Origin of the sequence: Cyanobium sp. ATX-6F1 (assembly GCF_047395825.1) — a bacterium.
GTDB lineage: Bacteria > Cyanobacteriota > Cyanobacteriia > PCC-6307 > Cyanobiaceae > ATX-6F1.
In genome coordinates this window covers 572222-586858 of record NZ_JBCEBF010000001.1, presented here as the reverse complement: position 1 = coordinate 586858, position 14637 = coordinate 572222, and the positions used below count along the sequence as shown (strand labels likewise).

Sequence of the window (14637 nt, the reverse complement as noted above, 5' to 3'; positions counted from 1 at the left end):
GTGGTGAGCATCAGGAATCCCGTCCGCCACGGCTCCGCTTGGAGGTGCGGCGACGCTTCCGGAGCACGAACCGGTTGCTGGGTTTGTTGCGTTTGCGGGTCTTGAGGCCCAGGGCGGGTTTGCCCCAGGGGGTGACCGGACCGGAGCGGCCGATCGGTGCCCGACCCTCGCCACCACCGTGGGGGTGGTCGCAGGGGTTCATGACGCTGCCGCGCACCTGGGGGCGACGGCCGAGCCAGCGCTTGCGGCCGGCCTTGCCGAGGCTGGTGTTGCGCACTTCGGCGTTGCCGACTTCGCCGAGGGTGGCGTAGCACTCCCGGCGCACCAGACGCACTTCGGTGGAGGGCAGCTTGAGGGCGACATAGTCGCCTTCTTTGGCCATCACCTGGGCACTGGCTCCGGCGGTGCGCACCATCTGTCCACCGCGGCCGGCATAGAGCTCGACGTTGTGGACGCTGGAGCCCAGGGGGATCGCCGAGAGGGGCAGGGCGTTGCCGGTTTCGATCGGGGCCTCGGGCCCGGAAATCACCTGCTGGCCAAGCTCAACCCCTGCGGGGGCCAGGATGTACCGCTTCTCGCCATCGACGTAGAAGAGCAGCGCCAGGCGCGCGTTGCGGTGCGGGTCGTAGTGAATAGCCGCCACTTTGGCGGCCACGCCGTGCTTGTCACGGCGGAAGTCGACCATGCGGTATAGGCGCTTGTGGCCGCCGCCGCGGTGGCGGCAGGTGATCACGCCGCGGTTGTTGCGGCCCTTGCGCCGGTGCTTGGCCTCAACAAGGCTGCGCTCGGGCTTGCGCTCGGTGACTTCACTGAAGTCGCTCGCCACCCGGGTGCGGGTGCCGGGGGTGTAGGGGCGGTACTTACGGATTGCCATAACGGTTCAGACCCCTCAGGACTCAGGGAAAAGCTGGATGGCGTTGCCTTCGGCCAGGCGCACCACCGCCTTTTTCACCTGGGCACGCTTGCCGGCGAAACGGCCCACCCGGCGCGCGCGCCGGGGAGGGTTCATGGTGCTGATGCCGATGACACGCACGTCGAACAGCTGTTCGACGGCGGCCTTGATGTCGGGTTTGGCGGCCCGGTGATCCACCTCGAAGGTGTACTGGTTCTGCTCGAGGGCGCGGGTGGCCTTCTCGGTGATCAGCGGCCGGCGGATGACATCCGCGAGCCGACCTGCGAAACGCTCAGTCATCGCCGTAGACCTCCTGAATCTTTGCGAGGGCTTCTTCGCTCACCACCAAGGTGTTGGCGTGGAGCAGATCGAACACGTTGAGCTGATCGGCGGCGATCAACTTGACGGTTTCGAGGTTGCGCACCGAACGGCGCACCACCTCGCTGGCGCCATCGAGCACCAGCAACACCTTGGAGCCCTCGGCGATGCCGAGACGCTGCAGGGCAGCGGTGATCTCCTTGGTTTTGGGGGTTTCGAGGTCTGCGGCGAAGCCTTTGACCACCACGAGATTCTCGAGGCGGCTCACCAGGGCGGTGCGCAGGGCGAGGCGACGCTCCTTGCGGTTCATCGCCTTGGTGTAGGTGCGGGGCTTGGGCCCGAAGGTCACGCCACCACCGGGGCGCAGGGGGTGCGGATCGAACCCTGGCGGGCCCGGCCCGTGCCTTTCTGCTTGTAGGGCTTGCGGCCACCACCACGCACTTCGGAGCGGGTGAGGGTGCTGGCCGTGCCCTGGCGGGCATGGGCCAGCTGGCGAACGACGGCGCGGTGCACCAGAGCGTTGGCGCTCGATTCCTTGGCGACCCGGAGCTCAAGGCTGGCCTTGCCGGCCTCCTTGCCCTGCCAGTCGCGAATCTGAATGTCAGCCATCACTTCCCTCCGTTGGCAGGCTTGGTACCCACCCGCTTGGCGGGGGAGATGTTCAGCAGGCTGCCGGGCTTGCCGGGCACCGAGCCTTTGACCACCAGCAGGTTGCGCTCGGTGTCCACCTTCAGGATCGTCAGACCTCGGGTGGTGATCTGCTTGCCGCCGTAGCGGCCCGCCATGCGCTTGCCGGGGTAGACCCGGCCGGGCGTGGTGCCGGCGCCGATCGAACCAGGCTCGCGGTGGTTCTTTGAACCGTGGCTCATGGGGCCACGGCTGAAGCCGTGGCGCTTCTGCAGACCGGTGAAGCCGCGGCCCATGGTGTCGCCGCTGACATCGATCTTCTGGCCGGCTTCAAACGCGGCGACGGTGATGGAGGAGCCCAGCTCCAGGCCATCGACGCTGTCGACGCGGTATTCGCGCAGATGGCGCAGGGGCTCGCTGCCGGATTTGGCCAGGTGGCCCCTGGCAGGCTGGTTCACCAGCTTTTCGCGGATGTCGCCAAAGCCGACCTGCACGGCGACGTAGCCGTCGGTGCCGGTGCTCTTGAGTTGGGTGATGCGGCAGGGACCCGCCTCGATCACGGTGACCGGGATGGATCTGCCTGCATCGTCGAAGAATTGGGACATGCCCAATTTCTTCCCGAGGATGCCGATGGACATAGGAGGATGAAAAACGCCAGCGGAACCACCGATCGCCAGGTCCGAAGGGACGGCGAAGGATGTGGGCTGATTCGATCGAACGCAGACGGAACCGGGGCCATCCCGTGAAGGAGGAATCCGGTTGGCTAGCGGGAGGCGAAACAGCAGGCTGGGACTTGAGGAACCGGACCCTTGGGCGCTCACCGATCAAAGATCGGCCGTGCCATTGGGCGCATTCGACAGTTTCCCGACGGACTCCGCTCGGATGAATCCAAGGGGAGAGAACGTACTTGGCCAGGGAAGGTCGTCACCAATGACGACCTGGTGCAGCGCGCTGGAGGCCCGGCTAGCGGACGGGCACAGAACGGTTGCACAAGCAAACAACATACCCTATGGGCCTGAACCATCCCTCATCGACCACCCGCCAGGTTCAGGGTCTTAACTGTCAAACTGACGCCATCTCGAGGTCTGCCCCGATGCCCCTGTTGCTTTCAGGCCGCGGATTTCGCCAGGAGTTGGAGCGTTTTGGAGCCCTGGCGGTCCATGCACCCCTCGAAGGCGGTGCCGAAACGCGCCTGTTGCGTCGGCTGCGGGCGGCGGGCTACCGGGCCCAGATCACCTCGGCCCGGGGGCTCGGTGATCCCCAGGCCTACCTCCTGGAACTGCACGGCATCCGTCCCCCCATCTCGGTCACCACAGCGTTGGCAAGGGGGCCGCGGTGGGCGAGGTGCAGAGGGTGATGCCCCAGCTCGGTGCCCTGCTGGAAGGTGAGGCCCCGATCGTGCTCTGGCTTCTGGAAGGTCAGGTGCTCTCCAACGCTGAACTGCGTTCCCTGATCCAGCTGACCCGCACGGTGCCTGGCCTGCACATGGTGGTGGAAATGGGGGTGCCCGCAGCCTGCGCTGGCAGCCCCTTGAGCAACTCGTTGCTGCCTGAGCAGGCGCTGGCGGCCGGTCACTGGGTCAAATTGATCTGCGGAGCCAGCAACCAGGACCTGCCCGCGATCGAGGACCTCTGCGGCATCTATGCGCTGGCGGGGGTCGATTGCATCGATGTGGCCGCCGATGGGGCCGTGGCGGCGGCCGCCCGACGGGGGATGGCCTGGGCGGCTGAGCGGGGCGCCATGCAGCCCTGGTTGATGGTGAGCCTCAGCGATGGGGCCGATCCCCATTTCCGCAAGGCCTGGTTCGATCCGGAGCGCTGCCCGCCGGAGTGCCCAAGGCCCTGCCAGCGGGTTTGCCCGGCCCTGGCCATCGGTGAGCGTGGCGCTGTGCTGCAGCAGCGCTGCTATGGCTGTGGCCGTTGCCTGCCGGTTTGTCCCCTTGGCCTGATCGAGGAACGAAACCACCAGTTGGCTCCCGAAGCGGTGGCGCCCTTGCTGGCGGAGCTGCGGCCGGAGGCCGTGGAGATCCACACCCGCCCCGGTCGGGGGCGGGCCTTCACTGATCGTCTGGCCCAGGTCAAGGCCTCCGGCCTTGTGTTCAAGCGGCTGGCGGTGAGCTGTGGCCTGGAGGATCTGGTGGGGCCGGGGGCGCCCGGGGCCCTCGCTGATGAACTCTGGGGCCGGTTCATGGCGCTGCGTGCCCTTGGCTTCCGTCCCCTCTGGCAGCTGGATGGGCGGCCGATGAGCGGCGATCTGGGGGCCGGCAGCGCCCATGCCGCCGTCAGGCTGTTGCGGGAACTGCGGGCGATCGCCCCCCCGGTCCGCTTCAGCTGGCCGGTGGCACCAACGCCACCAGCCTGGCTCAGGTGCGGCGCCAGGGGTTGCGCCCCGCGGTGGCCGGCGTGGCCTTCGGGGGGTGGCCCGCCGCCTGCTCCAACCGCTGTTGCAGCGCGCCCAGGAACGGGGAACGGGACTGCTGGCCGATCGGGAGCTGGTGGCGGAAGCCCTGGCCATGGCTCGCTCGCTGCTCGATCCCTGGCGGACCCAGGATGGAGCGAATCCCTGACCCCGAGGCTGGGCCCTTGAACGCCCCGATTCCAGATCCCAGCCCCCTGATCGCGCCCCAGCGGATCACCGACGATCTGGATCGTCTGCTGGAGGTGCTGCCCGAGGGGCTGCAGCTGGCCCTGGCGGAGCCGGCCCGTCGGGAGCAGTTGCTGGAGGTGGTGCTCGATCTGGGCCGCGTGCCCGAAGCCCGTTATCCCGGCCGGGCGCTGACCCTGGGGGAGCGCCCGATCGAGCGCGGGGATCTGGCGGCTGTGGTGGAGCGGCTCGGCCGCTTCGGCGGCGACAACCGGGCCGGGATCGAGCGCACCCTGCACCGCATCAGCGCCATCCGCAACCGGGGCGGTGAGGTGGTGGGTCTCACCTGCCGGGTGGGTCGGGCGGTCTACGGCACCGTGGCCATGGTCAGGGATCTGCTGGACACAGGGCAGTCACTGCTGCTGATGGGGCGCCCCGGGGTGGGCAAGACCACGGCCCTGCGGGAGATCGCCCGGGTGCTGGCCGATGAGCTGGAGCGGCGGGTGGTGGTCATCGACACCAGCAATGAGATCGCCGGCGATGGCGACATTCCGCATCCCGCGATCGGGCGGGCCAGGCGCATGCAGGTGGCGCGGCCGGAGCTGCAGCACCAGGTGATGATCGAGGCGGTGGAGAACCACATGCCTGAGGTGATCGTGATCGATGAGATCGGCACCGAACTCGAGGCCCAGGCCGCCCGCACGATCGCCGAACGGGGCGTGATGCTGGTGGCCACGGCCCACGGCAACGAGCTGGCCAACCTGATCAAGAACCCCACCTTGAGCGATCTGGTGGGCGGCATCCAATCGGTCACCCTCGGGGATGAGGAGGCCCGTCGTCGGGGTTCGCAGAAATCCGTGCTGGAGCGCTGCGCCGAGCCCACCTTCCCCCTGGCGGTGGAGATGCATGCCCGCAGCCACTGGCTGGTGCACCGGGAGGTGGCCCGCACCGTGGATCTCCTGTTGCGGGGACAGCCCCCTCGGCCCCAGGTGCGCGAACTGGCCCCCGATGGGCGGCTGCGGCTGGTGGATCTCGGCGGGACTCCCGGGCTCGATCCACCCCCTCGCCCGGCGCGATCGCGCCCGACCAGTCCGCCAGGGCCCCGACCCCGCCCTGCCCTGGTGCCGGTGCCCATGCCGGCTCCGTTCGAGTCCGCTCCCCTGGCCTACGAATCAGCCGTGCGAGATCCCGAGCGCGGGAGCGCTGGGCCCCTGCGGTTGTTCTGCTGCGGCCTGAGCGAACACCTGGTGGACCAGGCGATGCGCGGCCAGCTCTATTCGGTGGTCCGGGCAGAGGCGGTGGAGCACGCGGACGCGGTGCTGAGCATCCGTCAGCAGCTGGGGCGGGATCCCGAGGTGCGACGGCTGGCCCAGCTCCACGGCGTTCCGATCCTGGTGATCAAGTCCGACAGCCTGCACCAGATCCAGCGGGCCTTCGAGCGCCTCCTGCGCCACCACCCCAGCCAGGTGCTTCAGAGCGCCCCGGCGGCCCAGTTCGATGACAGCCACGGAGCGATGGAGGAATGCCGGCTGGCGGTGGAGCAGGTGGTGTTGCCCCAGGGCCGGCCGGTGGAGCTGCTGCCTCGCAACGATCGGGTGCGCAGCCAGCAGGCCGAACTGGTGGGCCGCTACCGCCTGCGCTGGGCGGAATTCGGCAGCGGCCCCACGCGGCGGTTGCGGGTGTTCCCGGCCTGAGTCCGGGAGCGCCCTGATGGGCCGAAGCCGGCCATCAGCAGGCGGCCTGAACGGAGATTGACGGAGGGCGACCCGCTGTGGGTAACTAGCTAGGCGCTCAGCATTGCGCTGGTGCGATGGGCCGTCGCCAAGTGGTAAGGCAGCGGGTTTTGGTCCCGCCATTCCTAGGTTCGAATCCTAGCGGCCCAGTTTTCAACCCCCTGTGCGTGGTCCTCCCGTGACCCCAGCTCACCCCCGGAGCGGCCCACTGCTGGTCTTCGATTTCGACGGGGTTCTGGTGGACGGAATGAGCGAGTACTGGTGGAGTGCCTGCCGGGCGGCCTGCGAATTGGATCCCGAGCTGGCGGTGAGCGAGCAGGCGCCACCCGCCTTCGTTCGCCTGCGGCCCCTGATCCACAAGGGCTGGGAGATGGTGCTGGTGGCCGCTGAGTTGGCTTGTCCCGGTTTCGATCTGGAGCTGGCCCTTGGCTCCTACGACCGCTGGTTGAGCGGGGCGCTGGCGCGCCGGGGCTGGGAGCCCGAGCGCTTGCAGGCGGCCCTGGAGCGGGTGCGCCGCTCGGCCATCGCCGCTGATCGCGGCGCCTGGCTGGCCCTGCACCGGCCGTTCCCTGGCCTGGCGGAGCGGCTGGGCGCCCTGGCGGCGGAAGGTGCCGACTGGCTCGTGCTCACCACCAAGGGGGCGGCCTTCGCCCGGGAGCTGCTGGAGGGCTTCGGGATGGAACCGCTGCAGGTGTTCGGCCATGAGCACGGCAGCAAGCCGGAGGTGCTGCTGCGCCTCTCCGCCAGCGGGCGTCCGCTCTGGTTCATCGAGGATCGCCGGCCCACGCTTGAGGCGGTGCGGGCCACCCCTGGCCTGGAGCGGGTGCGCTGCTTCCTGGTGTCCTGGGGGTACCTGGGGCCGGGTGATCGGCAGGACCTGCCGGAGGGGATCGCACTGCTGGAGCCGGAGCGACTGGCGGCCCCCTTGGCGGCCTGGCCCTGATCCGCTAGGGTACGCCTGTACTAGCCGATACGGCAGGCGGGAACGGTGGCACTGGCTTCCGTGAAGCCGCCACAGCCCCGCTGGGGGGCCTGCCAACTTGCCCCGCCTGGGGCCTGCTCCGCGGCCCGTTCCATCGCTGACCACCCAGACCATGCCTGCTGATTTCCCCAAGACCACCTCCGCCCGGGCCGGAGACGCCAGAGGGCCTGAGGCCAAGGCCGCCGAGGCCCGAGCCGGCGAGCGCGACAAGGCACTGGGTCTGGTGCTCAACCAGATCGAGCGCAATTTCGGCAAGGGCTCGATCATGCGTCTGGGGGATGCCTCCCGCATGCGGGTGGAAACCTTCTCCACCGGTGCCCTCACCCTCGATCTGGCCCTGGGTGGTGGCTATCCCAAGGGCCGGGTGGTGGAGGTCTATGGCCCGGAAAGCTCCGGCAAGACCACCCTCACCCTCCACGCCATCGCCGAAGTGCAGAAGCGCGGCGGTGTAGCCGCCTTCGTGGATGCGGAGCACGCCCTGGATCCGGTCTATGCCGCCGCCCTGGGCGTCGACATTGAGAACCTGTTGGTGTCCCAGCCGGACACCGGTGAAATGGCTCTGGAGATTGTCGACCAGCTGGTGCGCTCCGCCGCCGTCGACATCGTCGTGGTCGACTCGGTGGCAGCCCTCACCCCCGGGCGGAGATCGAAGGGGAGATGGGGGATCTGTCGGTGGGCGGCCAGGCCCGGCTGATGAGCCAGGCGATGCGCAAGATCACCGGCAATATCGGCAAATCCGGTTGCACCGTGATCTTCCTCAACCAGCTGCGCCAGAAGATCGGCGTCACCTACGGCAACCCTGAGACCACCACCGGCGGCAACGCCCTCAAGTTCTACGCCTCGGTGCGCCTCGACATCCGCCGCATCCAGACCCTCAAACGTGGCACCGAGGAATACGGCATCCGCGCCAAGGTGAAGGTGGCCAAGAACAAGGTGGCGCCCCCTTCCGCATCGCCGAGTTCGACATCCTGTTCGGCCGCGGCATCAGCATCCTGGGCTGCCTGCTCGATCTGGCCGAGGAAACTGGCGTGGTGGTGCGCAAGGGTGCCTGGTACAGCTACGAGGGCGACAACATCGGCCAAGGCCGCGACAACACCATCGGCTGGCTGGAGCAGAACCCCGAGCAGAAGGAGGTGATCGAAGCCCTGTTGCGCCGCAAGCTCACCGAAGGGGCGGACGTCACCGCCAACTCGATGAAGCCCTTGGCGGCGGCCGCCGCCAAGCTGGCCGCCATGCCCGTGCCGGAGGATGATGAGGAGCTGCTGGCCCAGGCCGGTTAAGCGCCACAGCAGGCAAGTATGAGGGCCTTCCACGGCCCTTGGAGTTGTGTGTGGGCTAGGCTGCGGCCGTTGCTATCGGGCCCTGGCCTGGACGGGACGCGCTCAGGGAGGGCCTGAGCTGGCGTGGAGATGGTCTGGGTGTCATCCCGGAGGTGACGATCAGCTGGGGCTGATCGATTGGCTCGAGCCAGGAAGGAATCCTTCCAAGCTCTGCCGCCTGAACCGTAGGGATTTCCCTTGACTAAGGCCTGGGGGCCGTAGGGCTGCGTTGATGGGAGGTGCGGTGTCGATGCCGCTCGCCAGCTTCGGCCCCAGCGGCTCAAGCGGCCGTTACGCCCTGCCTGCGGCTGATTGGGGAAGGTGCTGACAGGTGCCCCAGCCCAGCCAAAAGGCAGCCAAGCCGATGTTCGTGCAGGCGAGTTGACGCTGCTAGGGATTCGGGTTGTGGAAAAGATGAACGATGAACGTTGGTTCAGCTGCCCGTTGCGGCAGTGGCGCCCGGGGCCTGAAGCGAGGCCGCGCTGCTGGCGGTGGATTCGGGCTGGAGGAAGGTGGCCAGGCGCTGCAATTCCTCAATGGCGTCGGCACCCTCCAGCTTCACCAACTCATGGCCGTTGCGGGATTCCACCCAGCTGATGCCGAAGTCGGAGACCAGGAAGCGCACCATGTGCCCCTCGCCCAGGGCGGCCACGAAGGAGGCACCCTGGCCCTGGGCGCCATCTCCGCAGACGTAGCAGGTGGCCGAAAAGCCCTGGCCCTGGAGGCTGACAGCCAAGGCCTGGAGGCTCATCACCAGATCCTGAACGACGGAGCGATAGTGCTCAGCAAGTCGGGGAAACATCGGTAGAACAGGGGCAGTGAACAGACGTTAATGATTTCTTCCGATTGGTGCGCGTAGAAATACTCATTGTCTTTGGACCCTGTCCTGCCGCGGGGCCGTCGTCGGCTGAATCCCGTCAGCCGTCGGCCAGGCTCCACCAGCCTGCGGCCGGGCCGATGAAGCGCACGGTCACCCAGAAAATGGCCAGGGCAGCGATTCCATACCAGGCCCCCTTGGTGGACACCTCCACGAAGCGGCTTGCTTGCCGTTGGCTGAACGGCAACCAGCTCACCAGCCTCGGTGAGTTGTCCTTGGGGGCGGCGGCTTGCTTGCGCTCCCGGGCTGGTAGCCCCTGCTCCGCCCGACGTTTGGCCTCACCCATGCATCCATGCCCTGTCGGATCGCGGCCAGGCTAAGGGTCGCCACGGGCTGGAACGCCTCTGCAGCGAAGTTCCAGGGCGGTTGGTTGCCTTGAGGCCATCAGCGCGGCAACACCGATCAGCGCGGCAACAACGATCAGCGAGGCAACAGCCGTGGCAGGTCCACCCAGGGCTCCAGAGCCTCCAGCACCTGGCGGCCCCAGGTGCGCCGCCGCACCCGGCCATCCAGCAAAGCCAGCCTGCCGCCCCCACGGCGCAGCCCGGCCACGCCCCGCTGCAGTCGACTGACGGCTTCGGGCAGCAGCAGCTCACGGAACCAGTCGCGGCCCCGCAGGCGCAGCGCCCTGACCCGCGCGGCAGTGAGGGGGTCTTCCAGGCTGGCGATCGGCAGCAGCGCGACCACGACCTGGCCGGGTACCGGCAGGCGTTGCTGGTGCTCCAGCCACCAATCCCAGCCGCAGCACAGCACACCGTTGCTCTCTGGAGCCGTGGTCTGGTGCACCACGCGGCTGCCGAATTCAGCGGCCAGGGCACTGCTCAGATCGAGCCGCAACGGCCCGTCATCGATCAACACCACCGTGAGCCCCTCCTGGCCCAGCACCAGCCGGCGGCAGTGCTCCAGCAGGTGCTCGCCGTAGTCGGGGCTGTTGGGCAGGGCCTGTCGCTGGGGCGCATGGATGGGAAGGGGATCCTGCAGCGGGGGATCGCCCAGGTGCACCGTCACCTGCGGAGCAAAACCCAGGGCCGCCTGGGCCGGCGCCGACCAGGGGGTGCCACCGGGCCCCCAAGCTCCGACCCGATCATCAGGGCCCCGCGCTTGCGCAGCAGCCCCGCCATCACCTCAAACGGTTCAAGGGGCTGGCGGTGCAGTGTCCACTGCAGCAGCTGGGGATCCACCGTCGCCCAGCTGGTCCAGCCGGGCCCTTGGCTTTCCAGCCAGCTGGGCCAAGGGGGTGGTAGGGGGCTGAGCAGTTGCAGTAGCTGCCCCAGGGGCGCCTCCTCCTCCGGGCTGAGGGCGATCTGCAGGGAAGGGTTGGAGGGATGGCTGAAGATCCGCCGGCTCAGGCGCTCGTGCAGGGCCAGCAGGCTGGCTTCGGCCGCCGGCAGGCTGCGCCGCAGCAACTCCCAGTGGCGGGTCTCCACCACGATCCCCAGGGACTGCCGCAGGGCCCGCTCCAGCTCGTCCGCCTCCACGATCACCAGTTGACGCTCACCGAGAAGGTTCTGCTGCCAGGCCATCGCCAGTTCGGCCGGACTCAGCAGCCAGAGCCGGGCACCCTGTGGGGCGCTCTCCCCTTCCCAGCAGGGCAGGTTCAATCCCACCGCCTTCAGGCGGGGCAGCTCCTGTTGCAGCAACCGCTGGCGCAGTTCATCGCTGAGCACAAGGGCCACGGGGGCCTCGCTCAGGGCCAGGGGCACCAGCAACCCCACCAGCCAGCTGGGGTCGCTGAGGGCGCTCAGGCGCACCTGGGTCTGGTCCGCGCGCCGCAGGCTGCGGGCCACCAGACGGCTGAGGGTCAGGTGATGGGGCCAACGCGCGGCACCTTCCTGCCGCAGCAGCGCTTTGAGTTGGTGGTGGGCGCGGGCTTCCAACATGGCCGAATCGTAGGAAGCTGGCCCGAGCAGGCCGTACCGGCGATGACAGTGTTGTGGCGGGATCGGCCCGTGGGAATCGTGGGCCTGGGGTTGATCGGGGGCTCCCTGGCGCTGGACCTGCGCGCGCGCGGCGCCACGGTCCATGCCCTGGTGCACCGCCAGGCCACCGCCGAGCGGGCCTGGCAGCGGGGTCTGGCCGACCGCATCGCTACAGACCCCCAGGTGCTCGAGGGTGCGGCCTGGTGGTGTTGGCCCTTCCCCTTGATCGGCTGTTGGACCCCCCAGGCGCTGCTGGACGCCCTGCCTCGGCAGGCGGTGCTCACGGATGTGGGCTCGGTCAAGGCTCCGGTGCTGGCCCAGTGGCAACCCCGCTGCCCCCGCTTTGTCGCGAGCCATCCGATGGCGGGCACGGCCGAAGCCGGTGTGGAGGCGGGTCAACCGGCGTTGTTCCAGGGCCGCCCCTGGGTGGCGACCCCAACCGAGGCCACCGACCCCGAGGCCCTCGAACAGGTGAGGGCCCTGGCGGAGGCGGTGGGGGCCCGCTGGCTCACGTGCTCCGCCATCGCCCACGACCGGGCGGTGGCGCTGATTTCCCATCTACCGGTGCTGGTGAGTGCCGCCCTGCTGCTGGTCGCTGATCGCGCCGCCCCGGATCCGGAGCTGGCTGAACTGGTGCGGGCCCTGGCCTCCAGCGGTTTTGCCGACACCACCAGGGTGGGTGGCGGCAACCCCGAACTGGGCACCCTGATGGCCACCCACAACCGGCAAGCCCTGGGCGAAGCGCTGGCGGCCTACGGCCAGCAGCTGGCGGCCCTGCAGGCGCTGGTGGAGCAGGGGCACTTCGACCAGCTCGAGGCCGCTCTCACCCGGGCCCGGGAGCTTCGCCCCCCTTCCTCTGACTCCCGGGAGCCTTCAACGGGCCAGCGTGAGCGATCGGCCGCGGCTGGCCAGCAGCTGGCGGCAGGCCATCAGCGCCGATTGGCTCACCCCGGCGGTGCCCTCTCCGGGAAAAATCGAATCGCCGCAGAGCCACAGACCCGCCAGGGGGCTGCGACTGGCCAGGCCGAAGGGGCCGAAACGGCTGGGGGCCTGGCCGAGCCCGCCCACGAATCCGAAGGGCCGGCCCGTCCAATGCAGGAAGCCCCGGGGCGTGGCCAGCTCCCCGTGCCTGAACGGTTCGGGGGGCAGATGGAGGAGCTGGATCAGGCCTGCCTCGATGCCCTGCTGAGCGGCCCGCTTGCGCTCCTGGTAGGCAGGCTCCTCCAGCGCGCACCAGGGGCGGGCGGGGCTGAACACGCTGGCGATCACGGTGGCCTGGCCCGCGGGGGCGCGGCCATCCCCCTCCGCGCTGATCGACACGAACAGGGGGCCGGGATCACCCCAATCGAGCTGCAGGTGCAAGGGGTGTTCAGCGGGCAGAAGATCGCGATCGATCGCCCCGTAGAAGACCAGGGCGCCGGAGGGATCGTCGAATCCGGCCAGCCGCCGCCGGAGCTGCTGGGGCAGGGCCTCCCCCAGCAGCTCCGGCAGGGCCTGGACCGGCGCCGTGCAGATCACGTCGTGGGCGGCGATCTGGAACGGGGCGCCCCCGCGGGCGTGGCCTTCCACCACCCAGAGTTCCGGGGCCAGGCCAGGGACTGGGGGGCTCAGCCGCTTCACTCTGTGGCCGAGCTTCAAGCCCCCGCCCGCCTGGGCCAGGCCCCGCTCAAGCGCCGTGCTGAGGCTCTGCATGGAACCTTGCAGGTGCCAGAGACCAAGGGGCTCCTGGGCCATGGCCAGCACCGTGGCGCCATAGAGGGCGGCGGTGCGCTCCGCTGGTTCCTGGGAATAGAGCCGCAACTGCAGATCCAGAAAACGCCGCAGGCGCTGATCGCCGCCGCAGCCCGTGAGCCGCAGCAGGTCGAACACGGTGGCGCCGCTCAGCAGACCGCTGGCCAGCTGGGCCGGCCCCAGGGCGCCCAGCGCCGTGGCCAGATCCCATGGGCTGCGGGGCGGCAGGATCGGATCGCGCTGGTTGAAGGCCCAGTTCGACTGGTGCAGGGCGCCGCAGAGCCGCCAGAAGCGCTCGCTGCCGGGAAACTGCCGTTGCCTCTCCTGGGCCCAGCGCTGGGGGTCTCGCCAGAGCTGGATCGGTGTGGTTTCCCCGCCAGCAGCACGCTGCACCCAGGGTCCAGGGGGCTGGCTGCTGGCGGCTCCACCCCCAGGTGCCGAAAAAGCCGCTCATGGATCCCCCCGGCTCCAGGCCGGCCACCTGGGTGGCGCCCACATCAAAGGTGTAGGGGCCGCGGCGGAAGGTGCCGGCGCAGCCACCGCTCTGGTGGTGGGCCTCCAGCAGCTCCACAGTCAAACCCGCCTCGGCCAGCAGGGCCGCCGCTGTCAGGCCGGCGATCCCGCCCCCACCACCACAGCGTCGCAGGCGTCAGCGGTGAGACCGGCCTCAGGCGTCAAGCACGGCAGGACAGGGCCTTTGCATGCTGGCAGCCTGGGTTGGTCAGCGCGGAGCCAGCAGCGATGCCGCCAGCCCACAGGCCGCCCGTGGCCGCGATCGCCGCATTGCTGGGCTCGGAAGTGATGTCGTGGCAGCCGGTGGGGGGCGGCTGCATCCACAGCGCCTGGAGCCTGCAGATGGGCGATGGCCGCCGCCTGTTCGCCAAGACCAACCGCCCCGATCAGCTGCCGGTGCTCTTGGCTGAGCAGCAGGGACTGGCGGCCTTGACCGCGGTGGCCGATGAAGGGTTGGTGATTCCCGAGCCCCTGCTCTGCGGCGAATGGGAGGACCAGGCCCTGCTGGTGATGACCTGGCTGCCCCTGGGCGGGGGCGGGCAGGCCGGATCCTGGGGCTCCCTGGGCGCGGGCCTGGCCCGGTTGCACCGCCGCAGCCTGGAGAGCGGTTCAGAGGGTTTTGGCTGGGCCAGCGACAACTTCATCGGTTCAGGGCCCCAGCGCAATGGCTGGCTGGCCGATTGGGGCTCCTTTTTCGCCGATCGTCGTCTGGGGGTGCAGTTGGCCTGGGCGGAGCGCCAGGGCCAGCGTTTCGAGGGGGCCCGGGAGCTGCTGGAGCGGGTGCCCCGTTGGCTGGCGCGGCACCCGGTTGAGCCCTGCCTGGTGCATGGCGATCTCTGGAGTGGCAACGCCGGTGCGCTGACGACCGGTCGGGGAGCCCTGTTCGATCCCGCCGTTCACCGCGCCGATCGGGAGGTGGATCTGGCCATGGCCCAGCTGTTCGGGGGCTTTCCGAGCAGCTTCTTCGCGGGTTATGAGGCCGAATGGCCCTTGCCCGACGGTCATGGGGAGCGATCAGGCCTGTACAACCTGTACCACCTGCTCAACCACGCCAACCTCTTTGGCGGTGGCTACCGCAGCCAGGCCCAGCGGCGGATCTTCGCGTTGATGGGGGATTCGACGGCGTGGGGCTGAGCCCTGCGC

At 69.3% G+C, this 14637-nt stretch carries 10 protein-coding genes, 1 tRNA gene and 7 pseudogenes; 10 read left to right on the top strand and 8 right to left on the bottom strand.

Going from position 1 to position 14637, the window contains the following annotated elements; all coding sequences use genetic code 11:
- Window positions 1-10: 10 nt before the first annotated feature.
- The 4 genes and pseudogenes from rplB to rplC form a co-directional block, all read right to left on the bottom strand.
- On the bottom strand, window positions 11-874 hold the full coding sequence (rplB, locus tag AAF143_RS03685) for a 50S ribosomal protein L2 (protein ID WP_255009569.1): 864 nt from the start codon (window positions 872-874) through the stop codon (window positions 11-13).
- A gap of 15 nt (window positions 875-889) precedes the next feature.
- Window positions 890-1192, bottom strand: a complete 303-nt coding sequence (locus AAF143_RS03680) for a 50S ribosomal protein L23 (RefSeq protein WP_255009567.1) — start codon at window positions 1190-1192, stop codon at window positions 890-892.
- Window positions 1185-1819 (bottom strand): annotated as a pseudogene (gene rplD, locus AAF143_RS03675) (50S ribosomal protein L4). The gene AAF143_RS03680 and the pseudogene rplD overlap by 8 nt, the downstream one beginning before the upstream one ends.
- Window positions 1819-2475 (bottom strand): 50S ribosomal protein L3, encoded by a 657-nt coding sequence (gene rplC / locus AAF143_RS03670; protein WP_255009563.1) that lies wholly within the window; start codon window positions 2473-2475, stop codon window positions 1819-1821. Before rplC ends, rplD begins: the two are co-directional and overlap by 1 nt.
- A gap of 455 nt (window positions 2476-2930) precedes the next feature.
- On the opposite strand from rplC, the pseudogene ndhN reads away from it, so the two are divergent.
- The 8 genes and pseudogenes from ndhN to AAF143_RS03630 all read left to right on the top strand — a co-directional run bounded on the left by ndhN (window position 2931) and on the right by AAF143_RS03630 (window position 8415).
- Window positions 2931-3390, top strand: a pseudogene (gene ndhN, locus AAF143_RS03665) (NAD(P)H-quinone oxidoreductase subunit N).
- Window positions 3335-4403, top strand: a pseudogene (locus AAF143_RS03660) (LdpA C-terminal domain-containing domain). Before ndhN ends, AAF143_RS03660 begins: the two co-directional pseudogenes overlap by 56 nt.
- Before the next feature lie 49 nt (window positions 4404-4452).
- Window positions 4453-6114: an AAA family ATPase gene (locus AAF143_RS03655; RefSeq protein WP_255009683.1), complete on the top strand. Its 1662-nt coding sequence runs from the start codon at window positions 4453-4455 to the stop codon at window positions 6112-6114.
- A gap of 117 nt (window positions 6115-6231) precedes the next feature.
- Window positions 6232-6303: transfer RNA gene (locus tag AAF143_RS03650), tRNA-Gln, on the top strand.
- A gap of 28 nt (window positions 6304-6331) precedes the next feature.
- Entirely contained in the window at window positions 6332-7096 is a 765-nt protein-coding gene (locus AAF143_RS03645; protein ID WP_409995654.1) for an HAD family hydrolase, read from the top strand.
- 151 nt (window positions 7097-7247) lie between these two features.
- A pseudogene (gene recA, locus AAF143_RS03640) lies at window positions 7248-8023 on the top strand (recombinase RecA); the annotation flags it as partial.
- Between the two features lie 140 nt (window positions 8024-8163).
- A pseudogene (locus tag AAF143_RS03635) lies at window positions 8164-8238 on the top strand (hypothetical protein); the annotation flags it as partial.
- A gap of 30 nt (window positions 8239-8268) precedes the next feature.
- Window positions 8269-8415, top strand: a complete 147-nt coding sequence (locus tag AAF143_RS03630; RefSeq protein ID WP_414026924.1) for a hypothetical protein — start codon at window positions 8269-8271, stop codon at window positions 8413-8415.
- Between the two features lie 472 nt (window positions 8416-8887).
- On the opposite strand, the gene AAF143_RS03625 is transcribed toward AAF143_RS03630, so the two are convergent.
- The 3 genes from AAF143_RS03625 to AAF143_RS03615 all read right to left on the bottom strand — a co-directional run bounded on the left by AAF143_RS03625 (window position 8888) and on the right by AAF143_RS03615 (window position 10339).
- A complete protein-coding gene (locus tag AAF143_RS03625) occupies window positions 8888-9256 on the bottom strand; it encodes a DUF1815 family protein (RefSeq protein WP_255009555.1) in 369 nt (122 codons plus the stop codon).
- A gap of 115 nt (window positions 9257-9371) precedes the next feature.
- Complete coding sequence (locus tag AAF143_RS03620; RefSeq protein ID WP_255009553.1) at window positions 9372-9617, bottom strand: DUF2839 domain-containing protein; 246 nt, start codon at window positions 9615-9617, stop codon at window positions 9372-9374.
- A 134-nt stretch (window positions 9618-9751) separates the two neighbouring features.
- Complete coding sequence (locus AAF143_RS03615; protein ID WP_414026521.1) at window positions 9752-10339, bottom strand: hypothetical protein; 588 nt, start codon at window positions 10337-10339, stop codon at window positions 9752-9754.
- A gap of 317 nt (window positions 10340-10656) precedes the next feature.
- Between AAF143_RS03615 and AAF143_RS03610 the strand changes: the two are divergent.
- Window positions 10657-12039 (top strand): annotated as a pseudogene (locus tag AAF143_RS03610) (prephenate/arogenate dehydrogenase); the annotation flags it as partial.
- 84 nt (window positions 12040-12123) lie between these two features.
- Here the strand turns inward: AAF143_RS03610 and crtD are convergent.
- Window positions 12124-13627: pseudogene (gene crtD / locus AAF143_RS03605) on the bottom strand (C-3',4' desaturase CrtD).
- Window positions 13628-13746: 119 nt separating this feature from the next.
- Between crtD and AAF143_RS03600 the strand changes: the two are divergent.
- A complete protein-coding gene (locus AAF143_RS03600) occupies window positions 13747-14628 on the top strand; it encodes a fructosamine kinase family protein (RefSeq protein ID WP_414026520.1) in 882 nt (293 codons plus the stop codon).
- Window positions 14629-14637: the final 9 nt, after the last annotated feature.